General features: G+C 44.1%; 19 protein-coding genes. 18 read left to right on the forward strand and 1 reads right to left on the reverse strand.

Annotation, left to right across the window (positions count from 1 at the left end; genetic code table 11):
- The first annotated feature begins 9 nt into the window (after positions 1-9).
- The 12 genes from RLN88_RS00345 to RLN88_RS00400 all read left to right on the forward strand — a co-directional run bounded on the left by RLN88_RS00345 (position 10) and on the right by RLN88_RS00400 (position 11,627).
- Positions 10-3,270: a PAS domain S-box protein gene (locus RLN88_RS00345; protein WP_350219384.1), complete on the forward strand. Its 3,261-nt coding sequence runs from the start codon at positions 10-12 to the stop codon at positions 3,268-3,270.
- A complete protein-coding gene (locus RLN88_RS00350) occupies positions 3,263-3,637 on the forward strand; it encodes a response regulator (RefSeq protein WP_350219385.1) in 375 nt (124 codons plus the stop codon). The genes RLN88_RS00345 and RLN88_RS00350 overlap by 8 nt, the downstream gene beginning before the upstream one ends.
- Positions 3,627-3,902 carry a hypothetical protein gene (locus RLN88_RS00355; RefSeq protein ID WP_350219386.1) on the forward strand — a complete coding sequence of 92 codons (276 nt, stop codon included), beginning with the start codon at positions 3,627-3,629 and terminating at the stop codon, positions 3,900-3,902. The genes RLN88_RS00350 and RLN88_RS00355 overlap by 11 nt, the downstream gene beginning before the upstream one ends.
- The gene (locus RLN88_RS00360) at positions 3,899-4,666 is read left to right on the forward strand and encodes an MBL fold metallo-hydrolase (RefSeq protein ID WP_350219387.1); all 768 of its coding nucleotides are present in this window, start codon (positions 3,899-3,901) and stop codon (positions 4,664-4,666) included. Before RLN88_RS00355 ends, RLN88_RS00360 begins: the two co-directional genes overlap by 4 nt.
- Before the next feature lie 15 nt (positions 4,667-4,681).
- Positions 4,682-6,220: an NFACT RNA binding domain-containing protein gene (locus RLN88_RS00365; protein WP_350219388.1), complete on the forward strand. Its 1,539-nt coding sequence runs from the start codon at positions 4,682-4,684 to the stop codon at positions 6,218-6,220.
- A 77-nt stretch (positions 6,221-6,297) separates the two neighbouring features.
- Positions 6,298-7,248, forward strand: a complete 951-nt coding sequence (locus RLN88_RS00370) for an AraC family transcriptional regulator (protein WP_350219389.1) — start codon at positions 6,298-6,300, stop codon at positions 7,246-7,248.
- A 71-nt stretch (positions 7,249-7,319) separates the two neighbouring features.
- Positions 7,320-7,661 carry a hypothetical protein gene (locus RLN88_RS00375; RefSeq protein ID WP_350219390.1) on the forward strand — a complete coding sequence of 114 codons (342 nt, stop codon included), beginning with the start codon at positions 7,320-7,322 and terminating at the stop codon, positions 7,659-7,661.
- Positions 7,662-7,672: 11 nt separating this feature from the next.
- The gene (locus RLN88_RS00380; protein ID WP_350219391.1) at positions 7,673-8,119 is read left to right on the forward strand and encodes a YHS domain-containing (seleno)protein; all 447 of its coding nucleotides are present in this window, start codon (positions 7,673-7,675) and stop codon (positions 8,117-8,119) included.
- Positions 8,120-8,245: 126 nt separating this feature from the next.
- The gene (locus RLN88_RS00385) at positions 8,246-8,575 is read left to right on the forward strand and encodes a PadR family transcriptional regulator (protein ID WP_350219392.1); all 330 of its coding nucleotides are present in this window, start codon (positions 8,246-8,248) and stop codon (positions 8,573-8,575) included.
- Entirely contained in the window at positions 8,562-11,147 is a 2,586-nt protein-coding gene (locus RLN88_RS00390) for an ABC transporter permease (RefSeq protein WP_350219393.1), read from the forward strand. The genes RLN88_RS00385 and RLN88_RS00390 overlap by 14 nt, the downstream gene beginning before the upstream one ends.
- A 49-nt stretch (positions 11,148-11,196) precedes the next feature.
- A complete protein-coding gene (locus RLN88_RS00395) occupies positions 11,197-11,436 on the forward strand; it encodes a CBU_0592 family membrane protein (protein ID WP_350219394.1) in 240 nt (79 codons plus the stop codon).
- Positions 11,436-11,627 carry a YwbE family protein gene (locus RLN88_RS00400; RefSeq protein ID WP_350219475.1) on the forward strand — a complete coding sequence of 64 codons (192 nt, stop codon included), beginning with the start codon at positions 11,436-11,438 and terminating at the stop codon, positions 11,625-11,627. Before RLN88_RS00395 ends, RLN88_RS00400 begins: the two co-directional genes overlap by 1 nt.
- On the opposite strand, the gene tilS is transcribed toward RLN88_RS00400, so the two are convergent.
- Positions 11,624-12,925 (reverse strand): tRNA lysidine(34) synthetase TilS, encoded by a 1,302-nt coding sequence (gene tilS / locus RLN88_RS00405; protein ID WP_350219395.1) that lies wholly within the window; start codon positions 12,923-12,925, stop codon positions 11,624-11,626. The genes RLN88_RS00400 and tilS overlap by 4 nt on opposite strands.
- A gap of 24 nt (positions 12,926-12,949) precedes the next feature.
- Here tilS and RLN88_RS00410 point away from each other — a divergent pair, with 24 nt between their 5' ends.
- The 6 genes from RLN88_RS00410 to recN are packed head-to-tail and all read left to right on the forward strand — an operon-like array spanning position 12,950 to position 19,560.
- Positions 12,950-14,587, forward strand: coding sequence for an OstA-like protein (locus RLN88_RS00410; RefSeq protein WP_350219396.1), 1,638 nt, complete (start codon positions 12,950-12,952; stop codon positions 14,585-14,587).
- A gap of 60 nt (positions 14,588-14,647) precedes the next feature.
- Positions 14,648-15,454 (forward strand): outer membrane protein assembly factor BamD, encoded by an 807-nt coding sequence (locus tag RLN88_RS00415; protein ID WP_350219397.1) that lies wholly within the window; start codon positions 14,648-14,650, stop codon positions 15,452-15,454.
- Between the two features lie 10 nt (positions 15,455-15,464).
- Complete coding sequence (locus tag RLN88_RS00420; protein WP_350219398.1) at positions 15,465-15,797, forward strand: DNA-directed RNA polymerase subunit omega; 333 nt, start codon at positions 15,465-15,467, stop codon at positions 15,795-15,797.
- Positions 15,798-15,807: 10 nt separating this feature from the next.
- On the forward strand, positions 15,808-16,998 hold the full coding sequence (coaBC, locus tag RLN88_RS00425; protein ID WP_350219399.1) for a bifunctional phosphopantothenoylcysteine decarboxylase/phosphopantothenate--cysteine ligase CoaBC: 1,191 nt from the start codon (positions 15,808-15,810) through the stop codon (positions 16,996-16,998).
- Positions 16,995-17,882, forward strand: coding sequence for a type IX secretion system protein PorD (porD, locus tag RLN88_RS00430; protein WP_350219400.1), 888 nt, complete (start codon positions 16,995-16,997; stop codon positions 17,880-17,882). The genes coaBC and porD overlap by 4 nt, the downstream gene beginning before the upstream one ends.
- A gap of 25 nt (positions 17,883-17,907) precedes the next feature.
- Positions 17,908-19,560 carry a DNA repair protein RecN gene (gene recN / locus RLN88_RS00435; RefSeq protein ID WP_350219401.1) on the forward strand — a complete coding sequence of 551 codons (1,653 nt, stop codon included), beginning with the start codon at positions 17,908-17,910 and terminating at the stop codon, positions 19,558-19,560.
- Positions 19,561-19,573: the final 13 nt, after the last annotated feature.

Genomic DNA, 19,573 nt, shown 5'->3' on the forward strand with positions numbered 1-19,573 from the left:
GCTCTCGATATGGCAGAGGTGGAAAACAATATTGATCAGCTTAAAAAGAAAATCGCCAACCTTGAGGCGCAATTAGACAATACGCAGCGCGATTATTACACTCTTGTAGAAAAAACAAATCAAAACCTCAAGGACCTCTTTGACAACTCCAACGACCTAATCACCATCTTTAAAAAAACCGGGGAAATCCGGTTTGCCAATGAAGCGGTAAAAAACAAGCTCAGCTACACTGAAGAGGAAATTACCGATCTGAAATTTCTGGAGGTGGTTCATCCTGATTACCGCCGGGCGGCCCTTCAAAATATCCTGAAAATCACGGCGGGTAGCCGCTTTGAGCGGTTCGAAACGGTGCTGACCTCAAAAACCGGGAAGAATATTTACGTGACCGGAAAGCTGACTTCCGTTTTTGAAAACGATGAACCGGTAGAGTACCGGTGTGTATTCTATGACATTACAGAACGAATCCGCGCCGAGAGTGCACAAAGCCTGTATTACCAGATTGCCAACATCACCATCACAGAAAATGATCTGGAGCAGCTTTACAAGAACATCTATCATCAGCTGCATCAAATGTTGAAAGTGAGAAACTTTCACATTTCGCTTCAGGATGGTAAGAGCTACCGTCAGGTATTTTTCATTAATGAAAAATCCAAGGAATACGATTTTTCCTTTGATATTGATCACAACCTGATGGATTACACCATTAATCGGGACAGGTCTTTGATCATTTACCGGGATGGGATTGAAAAAATTGGGCAGCAGACAGGTATCGAGTTTAAAGATCCACTTCCTAAAATCTGGCTGGGCGTGATCATTCGAACGGCCACCGATACGGGGGTTATGTCTATCTGTAGCTACAATGATCAGAGTGCCTTCAACAATAAAGACCTGGAACTTCTGGACTATATCGGTGGGCAGATCAGCCTGGCGATGGAGCGACAAATCAAGGAAGAAAAAATCGAAAACCAGGCTGCCACACTTGGAGCAATTTTCGATAGCAGTACCCACGAAATCTGGTCAGTTGATCGGGAGTTTCGTTTTACTTCCTTCAACCAAAACTATGAGATTGCCTTCAAACGATACTATGGTATTTCCCCGAAAATTGGCATCAGCATTCGCGATGTGAAGGAAGAGCACCTTGATTCGGAGAATAAGGAGTTCTGGACAAAAAAGTATGATGAAGCTTTCACTGGAAAGTTTGTAAACTTCCAGACGAACAACCTTGATAAGTTTGGCAAAATGGTCTGGCGGGAGGTATTCGTAAACCCGATTTTCCTACCGAATGGCAGAATCGAGGAGCTTTCCATTATCGCCAATGACATCACTGAGAAGAAAGAATCTGAGAGCGCACTCATTGCCAGTGAGGAAAAATTCCGGACCATTTTCGAGTCCTTTCAGGATATCTACTTCCGGTGTGATACAGAAGGAAAAGTGACCATGATCAGTCCCTCAGTGCAGGAGGTTATAGGGTATGAGCCGGGACGGGTGATCAATACAAGTGTTCTAGACTATGCGGACAGAACTACCCAAATCCTGGAGATTGGAAGGAGGATCAACAGAGAAAAGCGAATCCGAAACGTGGAGGGGACACTCAAGACCGCAGACGGAAAGAAACTCCAATTTTTCTTCAACATCCGACTGATAGACAAAGACGATGGATCGGTGGAGATTGAAGGGGTGGCCAGGGACATTTCCCAGTTGAAAAAAACCAACGAGGAGCTGATGCGGGCCAAGGAAATGGCCGAACGCTCATTGAAAATCAAAGAGCGCTTTTTAGCAAACATGAGCCATGAAATCCGAACGCCAATGAACGGCATCATTGGGATGATTGACCTGCTGGCAAGCACGCAGCTGGACGAGGAGCAGTCCGAATACGTGAAAACGATCAACAAGTCGTCCCAGACACTTCTGAATATCCTGAATGACATTCTGGATCTTTCTAAAATTGAAGCCGGTAAAATGGACCTCCGCCAGCAGCCGGTGCACCTGGTCAAGACCATTGAAAAAGTATACGATCTGTTTTCGCAGCAAGCCTCCTCCAAAGACAACAATCTATACTACCACATCGATGACCGGATCCCTGAATGGATTTTGGGGGACGAGACACGGTTGATCCAGGTGCTCTCCAACCTCACATCGAATGCCATCAAATTCAGCGAAAACAAGGGAAACATCAACATGAGCATACGCCTGGTGAAAAAGCGGGGCAAGCAGTTTGTGTTCAAGGTAGCGATCAAAGATTCGGGCATTGGAATTTCCGAGGAAGACCAAAAGAGCCTGTTCCAGAGCTTCCACCAGCTGGACAACAGCAGCTCTAAAAACTTTGGCGGTACCGGGCTAGGCCTGGCTATTTCACGAGAACTGGTCAAATCCATGAAGGGGGAGATTGGCGTGGTTTCCACCCCCGGGCTGGGGAGCACATTTTGGTTCACCTTTATGGGAGAAGAGATTTCCCCCGATCAGGTAAAACAGGCCCAACCGGACAAACCATTTACGAAGGAATTTACCGGCAAGCAACCAAAAATCCTGCTTGTGGATGACAATGATGTGAACCGCAAAGTGGCCAGCAGCATTATGCTCAAATCCGGCTGTCAGGTGGAGGAAGCTTTTGATGGATTTCATGCGATAGAAAAAGTGACCGGAGAAGACTTTGACCTCATCTTTATGGACATTCAGATGCCAAAGATGGACGGCATCCGGGCTACCCAGGAAGTGAGAAAATTAAAATTTGGGGCCAATACACCGATTATTGCCATGACTGCTTATTCCATGGAGGAGGATCGGGAGCGGTTCCTGAAAGCAGGCCTGGATGATTACCTGGCCAAGCCAATCAAAGCAGAAATGCTCATTGCCAAGATTAAAAAATGGGTTGATTTCAAGCCAATTGAAGTGTCCATTGAGGCAATCGCTGAGAAAACCGAAGATCTGGCCATCAATCAAAATACCCTGAATCAATTGGCGAAGTTTGGCGGGCAGGAACTGATAGAAGCCACCCTGATGGAGTTTGAAGAAGAGGCTGAACAACTGGTGAGCAACACAGAGAAATTCTTTCAGGAAAAAAATTACGTCAAAATGCGTGGCGAATTACACACACTGAAGGGAAATGCCGGGACACTTGGAGTAGAAAAACTTTCTAAACAGGCAGCCGCCATTGAAAAGAACCTAAAAGAAAATAAATTTGAGGGAATGGAGGGGGAAGTCCAGCTTCTCAAAAAGCTGTTCCAGGAATTTAAAGAAAGTAGCCAAAACCTATTAGTCACCGATGAGTAAAAAAATAATTGTAGCCGAGGATAGCAGTGTGATCCAAAACCTAACCAAAAAAATCCTTACCCAACTAAAGTATGAAATCTCCTCCGTAAAGAACGGACAGCAGGTTTTAGATCTGCTGGAAAAAGATGACTACAGCATGGTACTTCTGGATATCCACATGCCTGTGATGGACGGCATGGAGTGTGCCCGCCGGATCAGAAGCATGACGGGAAACAATCAGAATATCCCCATCGTAGCGATCACCGGCAATGCCAATAATTACACCATGGAGGATTTTGACAAAGCCGGGATCAACGCGTATATCCCTAAACCTTTGAACTATGACTCAGTGGTAGAGATGGTGAAAAAGTATACGGATGGTCATTAAATACACCAACCATTTTTTGCACAAGCTGGAGGATATCATGTCAGAGACCGACTACATCCTGCGGTATGAAAAAGGGAATTTTCAATCAGGCTATTGCATCCTCAATGACAGCAAGGTGGCGGTTGTCAATAAGTTTTTTGCACTGGAAGGAAAGGTGAACAGCCTCATTGAAATCATCCGCTCTATCAAAATAGACACCAGCAAACTCAGCGACGGCAACAAGAAACTCTATTCTGAAATCACCAATAATCAATTACAATTGTGAAGGTTACTTTCCTGGGAACCGGCACATCGCAAGGCATACCGGTCATCGGGTGCAAGTGTGAGACGTGCTCGTCGGTGGACTATCGGGACAATCGACTTAGAGCATCCATTCTGGTAGACATCAATAACACTAAAATCGTAATTGACACAGGCCCGGATTTTCGGCAGCAAATGCTGAGGGAAAGAGTGGATAAGCTGGATGCCGTTTTATTCACCCATGCGCATAAAGATCATGTGGCAGGACTGGATGACATTCGTAGTTATAATTTCCTCCAACAAAAGGACATGCCTATTTATGCCACGGAGCATGTCTTTAGCAGGTTGAAAAAGGAATTTGAATACATCTTTACAGAAGATGACTATCCCGGCATCCCCAAAGTAGAAATGTGCCCGATCGAAAACAAACCGTTCACCATTCAAGACATAGAGGTCATTCCCATTGAGGTGATGCACTATAAGCTTCCGGTGCTGGGATTCAGGTTTGGGGATTTTACCTACATCACAGATGCTAATAAAATAAGCGAAGAAGAGAAAGAGAAGATCAAAGGGTCTAAGGTTTTAGTGCTGAACGCCTTGCAAAGGGAGACACACATCAGTCATTTCAATCTGGAAGAAGCACTTGAAATGATGGAAGAGCTGAAGCCGGAGAAAGGATACCTTACGCACCTTGGGCACTTCATGGGCAGACACCAGGAAGTTTCCAAAGAGCTACCTGACAATGTGGAGATTGCCTGGGATGGACTACAATTGTCAATTGACAATTAATAATTGACAATTGGCATGTTCCACAACTACTTCTTTCTGAAAAGACTGGCACCTGAGCTGGAGCATGAGCTGAAAGGGCTGACGCTGCTTGAATGCTTTTCCCAAAATAAGGATGAGCTGATCCTTGGATTCGGGAGGAAGGAAAAAGCAAAAGAATTTTACATCCGGGCCAATCTTGACCCCAATGTTTCGCTTCTCTCCTTCCCTGATGAGTTTGCTAGAGCAGGAAAAAATAGTGTAGATCTTTTCTCCGGACTATTGGACAAAGAAGTGACCGGGGTAACCGTTTTCCAGTATGAAAGGTCCTTTCAAATAGCATTTGACGAGGACGTGCTCATCTTCAAAATGCACGCCCGGCGAGCCAATATCCTTCATGCTCAAAACGATGAGGTGGTGAATATTTTTCGAAAAAGTTTAGGGCAGGATATCGAAATCATTCCTTCTGAACTAAACCGAAAAATCGAAATCAACAAGGAAAATTTCAATGCTCATTCTTGCGATCCCACCCTCTTACTGCCTGCCCTGGGGAAGGAAACCAAAATCTACCTGGAGCAGACAGGCTTCTATGATCTGAATGAGAATCAAAAATGGGTGAAGTTCAATTCCCTACTTCAACAATTGGATCAGAATCCAATATACCTTCATCCAACCCCTTCAATAAGCTTGCTGAGCCCTGCCGGAGAAAGCACTGAAAGTGCGATCACAGCAGCCAACTGGCTTTACCATCAGTTGGTACGTGGATTTTTTTTCGAAAAAGAAAAAGCTCAGGCAGTTGCTAAGCTGAAGCAAAGGATCAGGAAGTCGGAGAGCTACATTTCCAAAACCAGAACCAAACTGGCACAGATCGAAAATACCAGGAGTCCGGAGGAAGTTGCCAATATTTTAATGGCCAATCTTAACAGCCTACAGACCGGATTATCCAAAGCAGTGCTTCATGATTTTTACCATGACGCGCCTATTGAAATCAAGCTCAATCGAGAGCTAAGTCCACAAAAAAATGCCGAGAACCTCTACAGAAAAGCCAAAAACAGGCATCAGGAGATAGATGCACTTAAGGAAAATTTAGCCGCCAAAGAGCAGCTTATTGATACGCTGAGCAGACAGGTTTTGCATATTCAGGAGATTGCCGATCAAAAGGAGCTACGAGGATATTTGAAGGATCACGGGTTATCTCAAAAGGAAAAAGTGAAGGATGAGCACCTCCCCTACCATGAATTTATTGTGGACGGCTGGCAAATTCTGCTAGGGAGGAATGCAAAAGCCAACGACGAACTAACATTGAAAGTGGCCAATAAAAATGACCTCTGGCTGCACGCGAAAGATGTGGCCGGATCGCATGTGGTCGTGAGACAAAAGCCCGGACAAAACTTCCCCTCTCACATCATTGAAAAAGCAGCTGCCCTGGCGGCCGCCAACTCCAAACGAAAGACCGATACCCTCTGCCCGGTTATTTACACCCAAAAGAAGTTTGTGCGAAAAATGAAGGGTGCTCCTGCGGGTCAGGTGATTGTGGAGAAAGAAGAGGTGGTGATGGTGGAGCCTGCAAATATTTGACGCTCAGTAGACAATCACATTAAAAGGAATGATGAATAATAGACTCCACTGCCTGTAAATCGTACCTTTAACTTGCGATGGAAAAAACCCGGCAGCCATTCATCTATCTGATTCCCGCTGATAGTTCCATAAAACTCAATTTTCAAACCTATCATTTCAGCGAAGCTTCTGCCATCTTTATTCCCAAAGGGCAATATGTGAGTATTGAGCCTGCTCACAGCCTGGCTGTAGAAGATGGCTCAACCAGTCATTATCGCTTCCTCTTTTCGCAGGTGCTCACCGTAGGTCATGTGCATGCCGATGAAAAGTTGCCTTTGGTCAATCATCATGAGACACTGAAATCAGCACAGGAAAGGTGGTTACAAATGAATCCATTCAAAGCTACATATGATGAGCTATCCACCTTGTTTGACCTGAATGAATGGCTGGAACGGAATGTAGCTGCTAAAATGGAATCCCCAGACTCCTTTTTATCCTATCAGGATGTCCAGCGAATTTCCAGGGAAAAACTTCACCTGACCTTCTTTCAATGGAAGAATCACAAACTAATCAACAAGGCCAGACAACTGCTCTTCGAAACGAAAGGATCGGTGAAGGAGGCATCCTACCTACTGGGGTTTAAAGACCCGGCCTATTTTTCCCGATTTTTTAAAAATCAAACTTCATTATCTCCCGGTCAATTTGTGGATGGATTAGAGAATATATCCAGAAATCAGGCCCTTTCTGAGGCGTTCCGGCAGGCACTTGAGCAAAATATCACCTATTCTCACCGGGTTTCCTTTTATGCATATCTACTCAATCAAACGCCGAAAACACTCAGTAGAAACATCCAACTATCGACAGGACTCACACCAAAAGAACACATCACCAAACATTTAATCTCCTTAGCAAAAAAAATGCTGGATCAGGGGGAGTCCGTGACCTCCGTTGCATTCGGATTAGGCTTTGAGGAGATCAGCCATTTTTCTGCTTTTTTCAAACTCCATACAGGTCCAGTCCCTCCTCCCTTTCCGCAGAAAGTACCATAGGTTAGGAATTTTTTATAAACAGCGAGGGTCACTTGCTTTCTTGATTTGCATTGTATTCAAACATTAAAACAATGCAAAAACTAGTATCAGAAATGGACAACATGGTGCTGCGAGGGGAGATCCCCCAGGCAGTGGCCAAATTTTTCAGTGACTCTGCTCACACAAAAGATGTAGATGGCTCAGAAACAGCCACAAAGGAAGAAGCCATCCAAAAGCTTACAGGATTTGTAGGAGCCATTGCTAAAGTCAATGAAATATCGCTACTCAATAGTTCGGTAGGTCAGGATGTAAGCATGTCAGAATTCCGCTTTCATTTTCAAATGGAGGATGGAAGTGAAATTAACTGGCATGAAGTGATCCGTCGCAAATGGAAAGACGGACAGGTCATAGATGAAACATATTTTCAAAACTAAAAAACAATAGCATGTCGAAAATTCTAACTACAGCACTCCTGGTTCTAGGGACCTTTGGTGCATATGCTCAGGCATACAATACGGATGACAGTAAAATCGCTCTGAATGGCTACAGTCCGGTTTCGTACCTGGATTTACAGCTCGCCCAGCGAGGTTCAAAGGAATATGTCTCTGAATACGATGGAGTGAAGTACTTCTTCACATCTGCAGAGCAGAAAAAAACCTTTGATGCAAACCCTAAGAAGTACCTTCCTCAATATGGCGGATGGTGTGCTACAGGAATTGCCATCGGTGCGAAATTCAGAACAGACCCGAATAAGTTTTTGGCAAGAGAAGGGAAGTACTATGTATTTCTAAATAGTGTGGAGGTGGATGCCTTGCAGGTTTGGAATGAAAAAGGACACAACTCCATGGCAAAAAGTGCTGACGAAAACTGGAAAAAACTGAAATCTAAGTAAGCATGAAGAGGCTTAATCAAGGTTGATGTGTTAATGAAGGACAGAAGAAATTCTGTCCTTTTTTATTTATTACTTAAACATTTATTAATGATATTCGTATCCATAACTTAAACAATTATTAATCTAATGGAGTCGATTGGATCACTGGAAGAAATTGTCCTGATGATTCTGCTTAAAAATGAGCGAATCAACAGTGTGGATATTGCCAAGGAGTATGAAGATGCGCTGAGTAAGAACATTTCCATTCCCGCCATTCATGTGGTGCTTAAACGCATGGAAAAGAAAGGGTGGGTGAGATCTGAGTTTGGTGAACCGACCGCCGAGCGCGGAGGCCGAAGAAAGCGGATCTACTGGGCTACACCTAAAGGATACCAACTCGTTAGCGAGTTGAATGAAGCAAAATCCAAGCTGTGGAGTGGTGTAACTAAACCATCACTACAGTATGTCAGGGCCTAATCCACCAAAGTGGGCCGATTGGCTAATCGAGAAATGCTGCGCCTCCCCTTTGGTGGAAGAAGTGCAGGGAGACCTGCATGAAGCATACCACTGGAGACTGAAAGAAAAGGGCATATCAAAAGCTAAATGGTTTTTCATCTTCGAAGTTTTGCGATCCATCCGACCATCCAATTTAAAACCCACACACTACTTAACTCAATATCTTATGATGTACAAAAACTACATAAAAACGGGCTGGAGATTTTTAAAAAAGCACAAGCTGTATTCAGGACTAAACATTTTAGGGCTTGCTTTGGGAATCTCTTTTTGCTGGTTGGCTTACTTGTATGCGAATGACGAGACCAGCTTTGACGAATATCTTTCTAATCACGAAAGCCTCTATCGAATCGTAATTGATATCCAAAGAGGAGATAATATTGACTACATCGGTGGTAGCTCCAATGCTATGACTGTTTTGTTTGATGAGCAAATACCCGAGATTGAAAGCGTTGCAAGGTTCAAATCAGAATATGGCGTAATAAAGAAAGGAGAAGAAACTTTAGATCAGCCATACATTATTGCCGATCAATCGATAATTAGTTATTTAGATCTTAAGTTTCTCGAAGGATCAGGCAATCAGTTTGATCAGCCAAATGATGCTATCATATCAGAATCACTCGCCGGAAAGCTAAACCTTCGAGGGAAGGCTGTTGGTGAGATCATCTCACTAGCTAATGGAGGTGAAGGCTTTGAGGATTTCATTATCCGGGGTGTTTACAAAGACATTCCTGAAAACACATCTGTTCGCAGAGACATGATCGTTTCTTACGCTAACTATCTGGCTAATGCTCCCGAAAGAAGGCTCACCCAATGGTTCGACATAAACATGAATTCATTGATCAAACTGACCAGTCCGCAAGCTAAAATTGCTGCTGAGCAAAAGATGAATAAACTGCATCAGGAAAACGAACCGGAAGATATTACCAATGATAACGTAACAGTGGTCATGCGACTGCAACCTATATCAGAAATTCACCTCAATAGTGATTATGGTCAATACAATGGGATTACAAGGGGTGGAAATACGGAGCTTATCAGACTGTTTGCGAGCATAGGTATTTTCTGTCTGATCATCTCAATGATCAATTATTCAAATTTCAATATCTCACTTTACATCAACCGTGCACGAGAAGTTGCACTTAGAAAAGTTATCGGTGCAGAGAAATCAGGAATCTTTTCTCAGCTCATCACTGAATCATTCCTCTCAGCTATCATCTCCGGGGTAATCGCTTTGGCCCTGTTGGTTTTAATTCTACCCACTTTCTCGTCCTTTGTCCAGAAAAATTATACTCTTGATTATCTCATCAACACTCAATTTATTCTTGGGGCCATCGGAATCCTTGTTTTTGTCGCATTCATAAGTGGAGTATACCCTGCCTTGGTATTATCCAGATTTCAAATCATTAAAAGCTTAAAAGGTGAGCAGAAAATAAAATCCGGCAAATGGATCACCCAGTCTCTGTTGGGGGTGCAGTTTATTATCGCAACCGTTTTGGTTGCCGGTATGCTCACAATGAATAGTCAAATCAAATATCTATCCACTTTTGACACCAAAATTGACACAGAGAATGTAATATGTCTCGATTATATCCAGGGCGATGAAAGTAATATTAAGCCTTTTGTAAATGAGCTATCTCAATTACCTGACGTTCAAAGCGTGGCGGCCATTTCCGGGTATAACGGCACCCGTACAAAAGGCGAAAACCCATTTGGTGTCCGACACCTACGCATTCACAAAGACCTCTTGAAACTTCTGGATATTGAAGTGGTGAGAGGGAAAAATTTTGATGAAGAATTGTCAGATCAGTCACAATATATTCTGGTCAATGAAGCTTTTGTCGCTAAAATGGGTGTGGAAAATCCAATCGGAGAAATAGCTGAATTCGAATATGGAGACCTAAAGAATCCCAAAATTATCGGAGTTGTGGAAGATTACCACTTTCAGTCTGCCAAAAGCACCGTAGACCCGTTGGTCATTTACCAGGCTCCTGCCTATCCGTTGCAGTCTGCCTATTTCAAACTCAGTCCGGGATCGACCTTTAGTCAAGAAAAGTTTGCCAGCGTCTGGGCCAAATACTTCGATCCATTTCCTTTTGAATTCAGCTTCCTCGAGGATGTTTACCAACAAGGGTACAAGCAAGAAGAACGGATGATGCAGCTGGTGGCGATTGGATGCTTTGTCTCCATATTCCTTGCTGCGATGGGCTTGCTGGGCATTGTGGGATTGCAGCTTAATCAGCGACTGAAAGAAATTAGCATCAGGAAAGTATTAGGAGCAACCCCGGGAAATCTTTATCGGGTATTTACCAGTAGATTTATTGTTATCATCCTGATTGGTCTGGTCCTGGGTATTGGGGTTGGAAGTGTGCTCATCAACGGATGGCTGGAAGATTATCCCTTCCACGTAGATTTTGATGGCTCAATCATAAGCTTAACGGCAATAATCACTTTAGCCATTGCTCTAATCACCATTATTTCACAAGTTTTCAAGGTGACGAAAACAAACCCTGCGCAATACTTAAAAGATGAGTAACCGTATTTTGTGAAAAGCATCCTACTTTCGCTATTCAACATTCTGAAGTATGAACACACTCGAATTAATTGGATGGCTGGGAGCAGGATGCTTATTGTTGGGGTTTGCCTTAAATCTCTTTCAAAAAATCACCGCTGAATCCACCAGCTACCTGCTGCTGAACCTCATCGGTTCCATTCTGCTATTGTACAATGCGTATATGAATGCAGCTTTCCCATTCGTGGCAGTCAATTTCGTTTGGGTGGTATTCTCTGCTTTCAAACTCATTCAAATGCGAATAAAAGCATGATGGAAGGGACACAAAGAAGCAATATTAAGATTGGAGCTGAAGTAGCGGTGGTTCAAAAGCACCACCAGCGCTCCGGAGAGCTGACTGAAGGAGTGGTAAAACGAATTTTAACCAAATCAGCAACGCATCCACATGGCATCAAAGTAATGCTGGAAGATGGGATTGTGGGAAGGGTGAAGGAGATTCTTTAATTGAACACCATTTTCGTCACCTCTTTGGTCCCATCCGCAATTTTGAAAAGATCAGACACCCGGTAACCAATCACCCAGGCAATCTCTCCATTAGATTCCAGAACCAAAACACTGCCTTTCCGATGAAGTGGCACTTTCTGATCGACCAACAAATCACTGACCTTCTTCTTACCTTGCATCCCGAGCGGTTGGATTTTATCCCCCACCTCCCAGTTTCGAATCGTAATGGGAAAAGTGAGTTTGCCGGCATCCAAGTAGGCTTTATGCTTTACTCCGAAAACAACCTCATCCCGATCCACTCTTTCAAGTGTCAGTTGGTGGTCACCAACCGAATAGACACCTTCCTCTTTGATTATCAGTGGCTGAAATTTTTGTTTCTCCGGCTTACCAACAAAAAGCGAAGTTCGATCCATCGAAATCACTAAACCACCAACCGGAAAAGTCTTTCCTGACTTTCCCCTCGCCTGAGCTATTTCTTTGGCCGTGGCATAGTTGACCTCAAACTCAGCGAGTATTTCGGACAAGACCAATTCATCTGAAGGGTGCCTCATCCAGCCGAGATCCAGTTCCCAGCCATTCGGCCTCTCAGATAGGTCTTTAGTCTTAACCTCCTCTACCCGTTGCTCCACCAGTTGCTGTGCCAAAAACAAGCGCTCTGAAGTATTCACAAACGTTTTGAGCAACGATGGATTAATTTTTTCAAGAATTGGTATCACCTCATGCCTGATCAGGTTTCGGTCATACTCCGTCCGTTGGTTGGAGGAGTCTTCCCGCCATTCCAGTCCGGTATCCATTGCATAGGCATAAAGCATAGGTTTCTCCGCAAAAAGCAGCGGACGGATGATTTTTTTATTTTGGATAGAAATACCTGCCACCCCTTTGATCCCGGTACCGCGCGTGAGGTTGATCAAAACAGTCTCTAACGAATCATTCAGGTGATGAGCCACAGCGATTTTGCCAAAATCATTCTCCAGAGCCAGCTCATTAAACCACTGATATCTTGCATTCCTGGCTTCAATTTGAATGGATCCGGCACCAAGATCAAAAGACTTCACATAGCAGTTCAATCCATGCTGATCTGCCCACTGCATCACAAATGCCTCATCACCATCAGACTCCTCCCCCCTCAACCCGAAATTGCAATGGGCAATGGAGACATTCATTCCCTCCTTCACAAAAAGGTGCGCCATCACCATGGAGTCAAGTCCTCCACTCACGGCGAGCAGCACTTTTTCATCCCTCTCAACCAAATGATTGGAATGAATAAAATCATGGAACTGTTTTTGTAAAGAATGCACAGCTTGATCAATTAATTTTGCCGGATGCGGAAGTTACTCCAAACCACATTTGTATGTACGATTCTATCAGCCTCGCTGAGTGCCTATTCCCAGAAGGTCGACCGAATCCAATACAAAGCTGATGATTTATTTGAATTTCGTAAAGACGGAGAGAAGATCAGGCGCCTGATTGGCAATGTGGTGTTTGTGCAGAAGACTTCTACCATGTATTGCGACAGCTCTTATTACTATGTGAAAGACAATGTGATGGAAGCTTTCGGGCACGTCAAAATCATTGATGATTCGGTAACGATTACCTCAAGGAAGCTGATTTACAATGGACAGGACCGGACGGCCAAGCTAAGGGAAAATGTGGTTTATGTGAAAGGGGATCAGCGCCTCACAACAGAATTCCTGGATTATAATATGGATACTGAGATAGGCAACTATTTCAATGGAGGTAAGCTCAAAGATTCAGTCAATATTCTAACCAGTGAAACAGGCTACTATTACGGGCTGCAGGATTTTGCGCTATTCTGGACGAATGTGGTTTTGACAGCTCCGGACTACACACTGAAGTCGGACACACTCCGATACAATACCATTCCGAAAATCGCCATCACCGAGGGGAAAACCACGATTATCACAGAAGATGAATCCATCCTTCATGCAAAGGGCGGAACCTTCCGAACTAAATTCGATCAGTCAGAATTTGTGGATGGCAACATCGAAACCATCGACTACTATATGGAGGGGGATGAACTCTTCTTTGATGACCTCAAAAAATATTATGATGCAAAGGGAAACGTGAAGCTCACAGCCAAAAACAAGGATGTAGTAATCACCGGAGATAAGGGCTATTCTAACAAGAATAGCGGAGTAAGCAAGGTTTATGGCAATGCCCTGATGAAGCGATTTCTGGAACAGGACACGCTATACCTCGCAGCAGACACGCTGGTTTCCATCGAAAGTGAATATGATTCCGCTAAGCGAATCCTGGCCTATCACAATGTGAGAATCTGGAAAAGTAACCTGCAGGGGCTGGCGGACTCAGCATCTTACTTTTTACATGATTCATTGCTTTACTTCTATGAAGATCCCATCTTTTGGAACCTAAAGAATCAGCTGGTGGGAGATACGGTGATCATGGAAGTGACCGAAAAAGAGATCAAAAAAATGGATCTTCAGCAGGGAGCATTTCTCACCACCGAAGACACCCTCAAAAATTACAATCAGATCAAAGGAAGAACGATGCATGCCTTCTTCGAGAAATCGGAAATCAACCACATCTATGTAAATGGCAATGGGGAAAGTATCTATTACGTGCTCGATGAAGATGATGAAACCGGGGCAATGAGTACCATGGGGATGAATCGCATCCTGTGCAGTGACATGACCATCCGGTTCAAAAATGAGGAACTAGACAATATCTCCTTCTATATAAAACCAGAGGCACGATTTATCCCGCCTCATGAATTGACCCCAGATGTGCAAAAACTTGCAGGGTTCAAATGGAGAGGGGATGAACGACCCGAACTCAAGGATTTGATAAGCGATATTGAAGACCCGAAATTGGAAAAACCCGAACCTGCCAAACTTCCTTTAAATCAGAAAATCGACCTGGAAGGGGCGCCCGAAGAAAGGAAGCAAATGTTAAAATCCCTTAAAGGTAAAGGTGAATGATCACTGCCTTGTTTCCGTTTAAGGTATAAGTCCTTAGTTTTGCCGACCTATTAAAAAATTATGAGGGAAATTCGAATTCTTTTCTTGCTAATTGTGGCTGTTGGCACTTTGGGTGGTTGCAAATTTCGCAAGATCCAAAAGAGTGGTGACTGGAAAGTAAAGTATGAGGCAGCTTTGGCCTATTATGAAGAAGAAGACTATCACCGGGCGATCATACTTTTTGAAGATATCCTTCCGATCATTCGAGGCACTCAGGAAGCCGAGCTTGGAAATTTTTACCTGGCATATAGCTACTATTATCAAAAGCAATACATCCTCAGCGCCCACCACTTTGATGAGTTTGTGAAGATCTACGGCCGATCGGAGTATGCGATGGAAGCCGCCTACATGCACGCCTACTCCCTTTACCTACAGTCACCAGACTATCAGCTTGACCAGACGGTGACCTACGAGGCAGTGGCGGCCATGCAAAATTTCCTCAACAAATACCCATATTCAGACTATGCACCAGAGTCAGACAGGATCATTGATGAGATGCAGGAAAAGTTGGAAAAAAAGGCTTATGAGCAATGTAAGCTTTACTATAAGCTAAGAAGGTACAAGGCTGCCCTGGTGGTCTACGATAATTTTGCAGATGATTTTCCGGATTCGGACTACAACGAGCATGTATCCTATTTGAGGATTGAAACATCCCATGACTATGCCAAAGAAAGTATAAGAAGCAGACAGGAAGAACGCTACAAAACTGCGGTGGATTATTACCTGGCCTTCATCGACAAATACCCGAATAGCAAATATTTGAAAGATGCTGAGAAAATTTATGCCGATAGCATCGAAGAAATAACTAAATTTGCCGATTCAAATTAAAAAGAACGAAATGCAGCACATTACTTCTTCACTTATCACCAGAGACAATCAGGACATCCTGGAGCCAACCGGAAATCTGTTTGAGTCTATCGCTATCGTAGCAAAAAGAGCCAGGCAAATCAGTGCAAATCAAAAGGAAGAGCTTAATGCCAAGCTCGCCGAGTTTGCCTCTTCGGTAGATAATTTGGAAGAAATCTTCGAAAACAGAGAGCAGATCGAGATCTCAAAATTCTATGAAAGAATGCCCAAGCCTACAACCATGGCTACCGAAGAATTTTTGCACGGGGAGTTAAATTTCAGATTACCTGAAGAAGAAGACGAGTCTCGTTCGGATTTAGCATAAATTAGTCGCCATGTTGGCGGGTAAGAAAATATTATTAGCGGTTTGTGGGTCTATAGCAGCCTATAAAGCCGCTTTTTTTGTGCGCTTGCTCAAAAAGGAAGGTGCTGAAGTAAAGGTCATAATGACCAATAGCGCCAAGGACTTTATCACTCCACTCACCCTTGCCACGCTTTCTAAAAATCCTGTCTATTCGGAGTATTTTGACGAGAAAAGTGGTGAATGGCACAACCATGTAGAACTTGGCATGTGGGCAGACCTGATGCTCATTGCGCCACTCAGTGCCAATACGCTCGGCAAGATAGCCAATGGCATTTGTGACAACCTACTTCTCGCAACTTATCTCTCTGCTAAATGCCCTGTGATGGTTGCCCCCGCCATGGACCTGGACATGTACCAGCACCCCAGCACTCAGGAAAATCTTAAGAAACTACAGTCTTTTGGAAATGAAGTGATAGAGGCCAGAGATGGAGAGCTAGCCAGCGGGCTCTCAGGTCAGGGAAGGATGGCAGAACCCGAAGAACTACTTGAGATCGTAAAAAAAAAGTTCGCTAACTCAGAAGCACTAAAGGGTAAGCGGGTGCTTATCACTTCAGGGCCAACTTTCGAGGCAATTGATCCAGTACGGTTTATCGGCAATCACTCCTCGGGCAAGATGGGCACAGCCATTGCCAATGCGTTTAGAAGTGCCGGTGCAGAATTCACCATGATATCCGGCCCGGCAGATTACTTTCCAAATCAGGGAAAAGTCATCAAAGTACAATCCGCACAAGAAATGCTAAATGAAGCAGAAAAGCATCACGCTGAAGCTGATATTGTTGTTTTCTCTGCAGCAGTCTCAGATTATCGCCCAAAAGAACCTGCAAAGGAAAAGATTAAAAAAAATGATGACAGTTTACATCTTGAGCTTGTAAAAAACCCTGACATTGCCGCCACTCTCGGAGGAAAGAAAACAAAACAATATCACGTGGGTTTTGCATTGGAAACCACCAATGAAGCGGTTAATGCCAAAGAAAAGCTACAGAAGAAAAACTTTGACCTGATCGTCCTCAACTCACTTAATGATGAAGGAGCCGGTTTCCAGCAAGACACCAACAAAGTCACCTTCTTTGATCGCAACAATAACGAGCAGAAATTTGAGTTGAAGAGTAAGGCTGATGTGGCGCAGGATATTGTAGATTATGTCATAAAAAATCTTGCATGAGATATTTAGGATTCATTCTTATTTTTATCACTATTACTTCCTTCGCACAGGAACTCAACTGCCGCGTCATCGTGAATGCCCAGCAGGTGCAAACAACAGAGCGCGCCATCTTCACCGAGATGGAAACGGAGTTTGCCCAGTTTCTTAACACCACCAAGTGGACCAATGATGAATTTGAAGAAGAAGAAGTGATCAGCTGCAACCTGGTGATCACCATTTCTGAAATGCCTAGCATAGGTGTCTTCAAGGCTTCCGTACAAGTCCTCTCCAGTCGTCCGGTGTACGGTACCAGCTACGAATCTGTGGTGATGAATTTTGCCGACCGGGACTGGGATTTTGAATACGTACAATCTCAGCCGCTCCGCTTCAATGAAAACACCTTTACCAGCAATATTACCTCCATGCTGGCCTACTATGCCTACATGATCATTGGGTTCGATTACGATACTTTCTCAGAATTGGGCGGCACCCCGCATTTTCAAAATGCCTTCAAAATCGTAAACAATGCCCAGCAAACAAGCTATCAGGGCTGGCAGCAATTCAACAGTGTGCGAAACAGATACTGGCTGGTAGAAAATGTACAAAATCCTCAACTGGAACCTATCCGAAAAGCTCTCTACAATTACCATCGAAATGGCCTGGATATCATGGCGGAAAATCGAGAGGAGGCAGAAAAAAACATTCTGGCTGCACTCACGGAGGTGCAGAAGGCAAACCGTGCCCGACCAAGATCTATCCTAACAATCAGCTTCATGGATGCCAAATCCGGTGAGCTGCTGCAGGTATTTGCAGAAGCAAACCTTGCCACCCGCAGGCAGGCATACAACCTTCTCAATAATATTGATCCGTCAAGAACGGACGATTATAAGTCGTTGATTGAGTAGTCTCTGATATCTTTGTGACCCGCTTATGATTAAGTCGTTACAAATAAAAAACTACGCCCTCATTCAAGACCTGGAGATGTCCCCTTCTCCAAACCTAAACATTATTACCGGTGAGACCGGAGCGGGTAAATCCATTATGCTCGGTGCTGTTGGTTTATTACTTGGAAAACGTGCAGATACCAAGGTGTTACTGGATGAAAATCAAAAGTGCATCGTAGAGGGAGTATTTGATATTTCAGCTTACTCACTGAAGAAAATATTCGAAGAAGAGGATCTGGATTATGAGCCAGAGTGCGTGATCCGAAGAGAAATAAGCCCTTCCGGAAAGTCCCGTGCATTTGTCAATGACACTCCTGCTAACCTCAACGCCCTCAAGGCTATTGGTGAAAAACTTATGGATGTGCATTCACAGCATGAGTCACTACAGCTGGGAAAAAACCTGTATCAACTCAATGTGCTGGATGCCTTTGCGGCCCATCCAGACTGGATTTCGTCCTATAGGATAGCCTATCAGGCCTATGCGGAAAGCAAAAACCGACTGGAGCGACTGGAGTCCCTTTCTGCTCAGAGTGCAGAAGATGCAGACTACCGGCAATTTCTACTCAATGAACTGCAGGAAGCGAAGCTGGATGACCTCCATCAGGAGGAACTGGAAAAAGAGCTCGAGGTGCTTGAAAATGCCGAGGATATCAAACTCAAACTTTCGCAAATCATTCATTTACTGGATGAATCGGAGGTGGCCGTACTTCAGCAACTGAACGAATCAAAATCGCTTATTAATTCAATTGCCTCTTTTTCCAAAGAGCTGGACGAACTCAGCGATCGGGTGGAAAGTGTGTCCATTGAGCTCAATGACATTTCCAATGAAATGCAGCGTATACAGGATAAGGTAGAGCACGATCCTGAAAAAATCCAGAAGCTAAAAGACCGGCTAGACCTGCTCTATCGACTGCAAAAAAAACACGCGGTGCTCACCACCGATGAGCTCATCAAACTGAGGGATGAGTTGGATCAAAGCCTGAGCCAGGTGGCCAATTTGGATAGTGAGATTGCTAAGGCAAAAAAAGAGCTGGCTGATTCAGAGAAAGTGATGCTGGAGAGAGGCAATAAACTTTCCGAGTCCCGCAAACTTTCCGCACTTAACCTTTCGGATGAAATCGAGAAAATCATTAAACAGATTGGCATTGAGAATGGAACCGTGGAGATCAAGGTCAACCCATCCGAACCTTCTATTAATGGACTGGATACCATTGAAATGCTTTTCAGCGCCAATAAAGGCATCAAACCGCAAGAGCTCAAGGAGGTAGCCTCAGGAGGTGAATTTTCAAGGCTGATTTTTGCGGTGAAGTACCTGATTGCAGACAAGACTGCCATGCCTACCATCATCTTTGATGAGATTGATACGGGGGTATCCGGAGAGGTGGCCCTGCAGATGATCCGGATGATGAAGCACATGGCGAAAAGTCATCAGGTAATTAGCATTAGTCACTTGCCGCAGTTTGCCGCAGGTGGGGATGCTCACTACTTTGTCTACAAAGATCACAGTTCTCATCGTTCGGTCAGTAAGATCAGGCGGCTGGCAGATGAAGACCGAATTACAGAAATCGCCAAGATGATCGGCGGGGAGAATCCGGGGGCTTCTGCAGTAGAGAGTGCCAGGGAGTTATTGCAGCTTTGATAAAATGAAAACT

Source organism: Ekhidna sp. (genome assembly GCF_040223195.1).
Taxonomy (GTDB): Bacteria; Bacteroidota; Bacteroidia; order Cytophagales; family Cyclobacteriaceae; genus Ekhidna.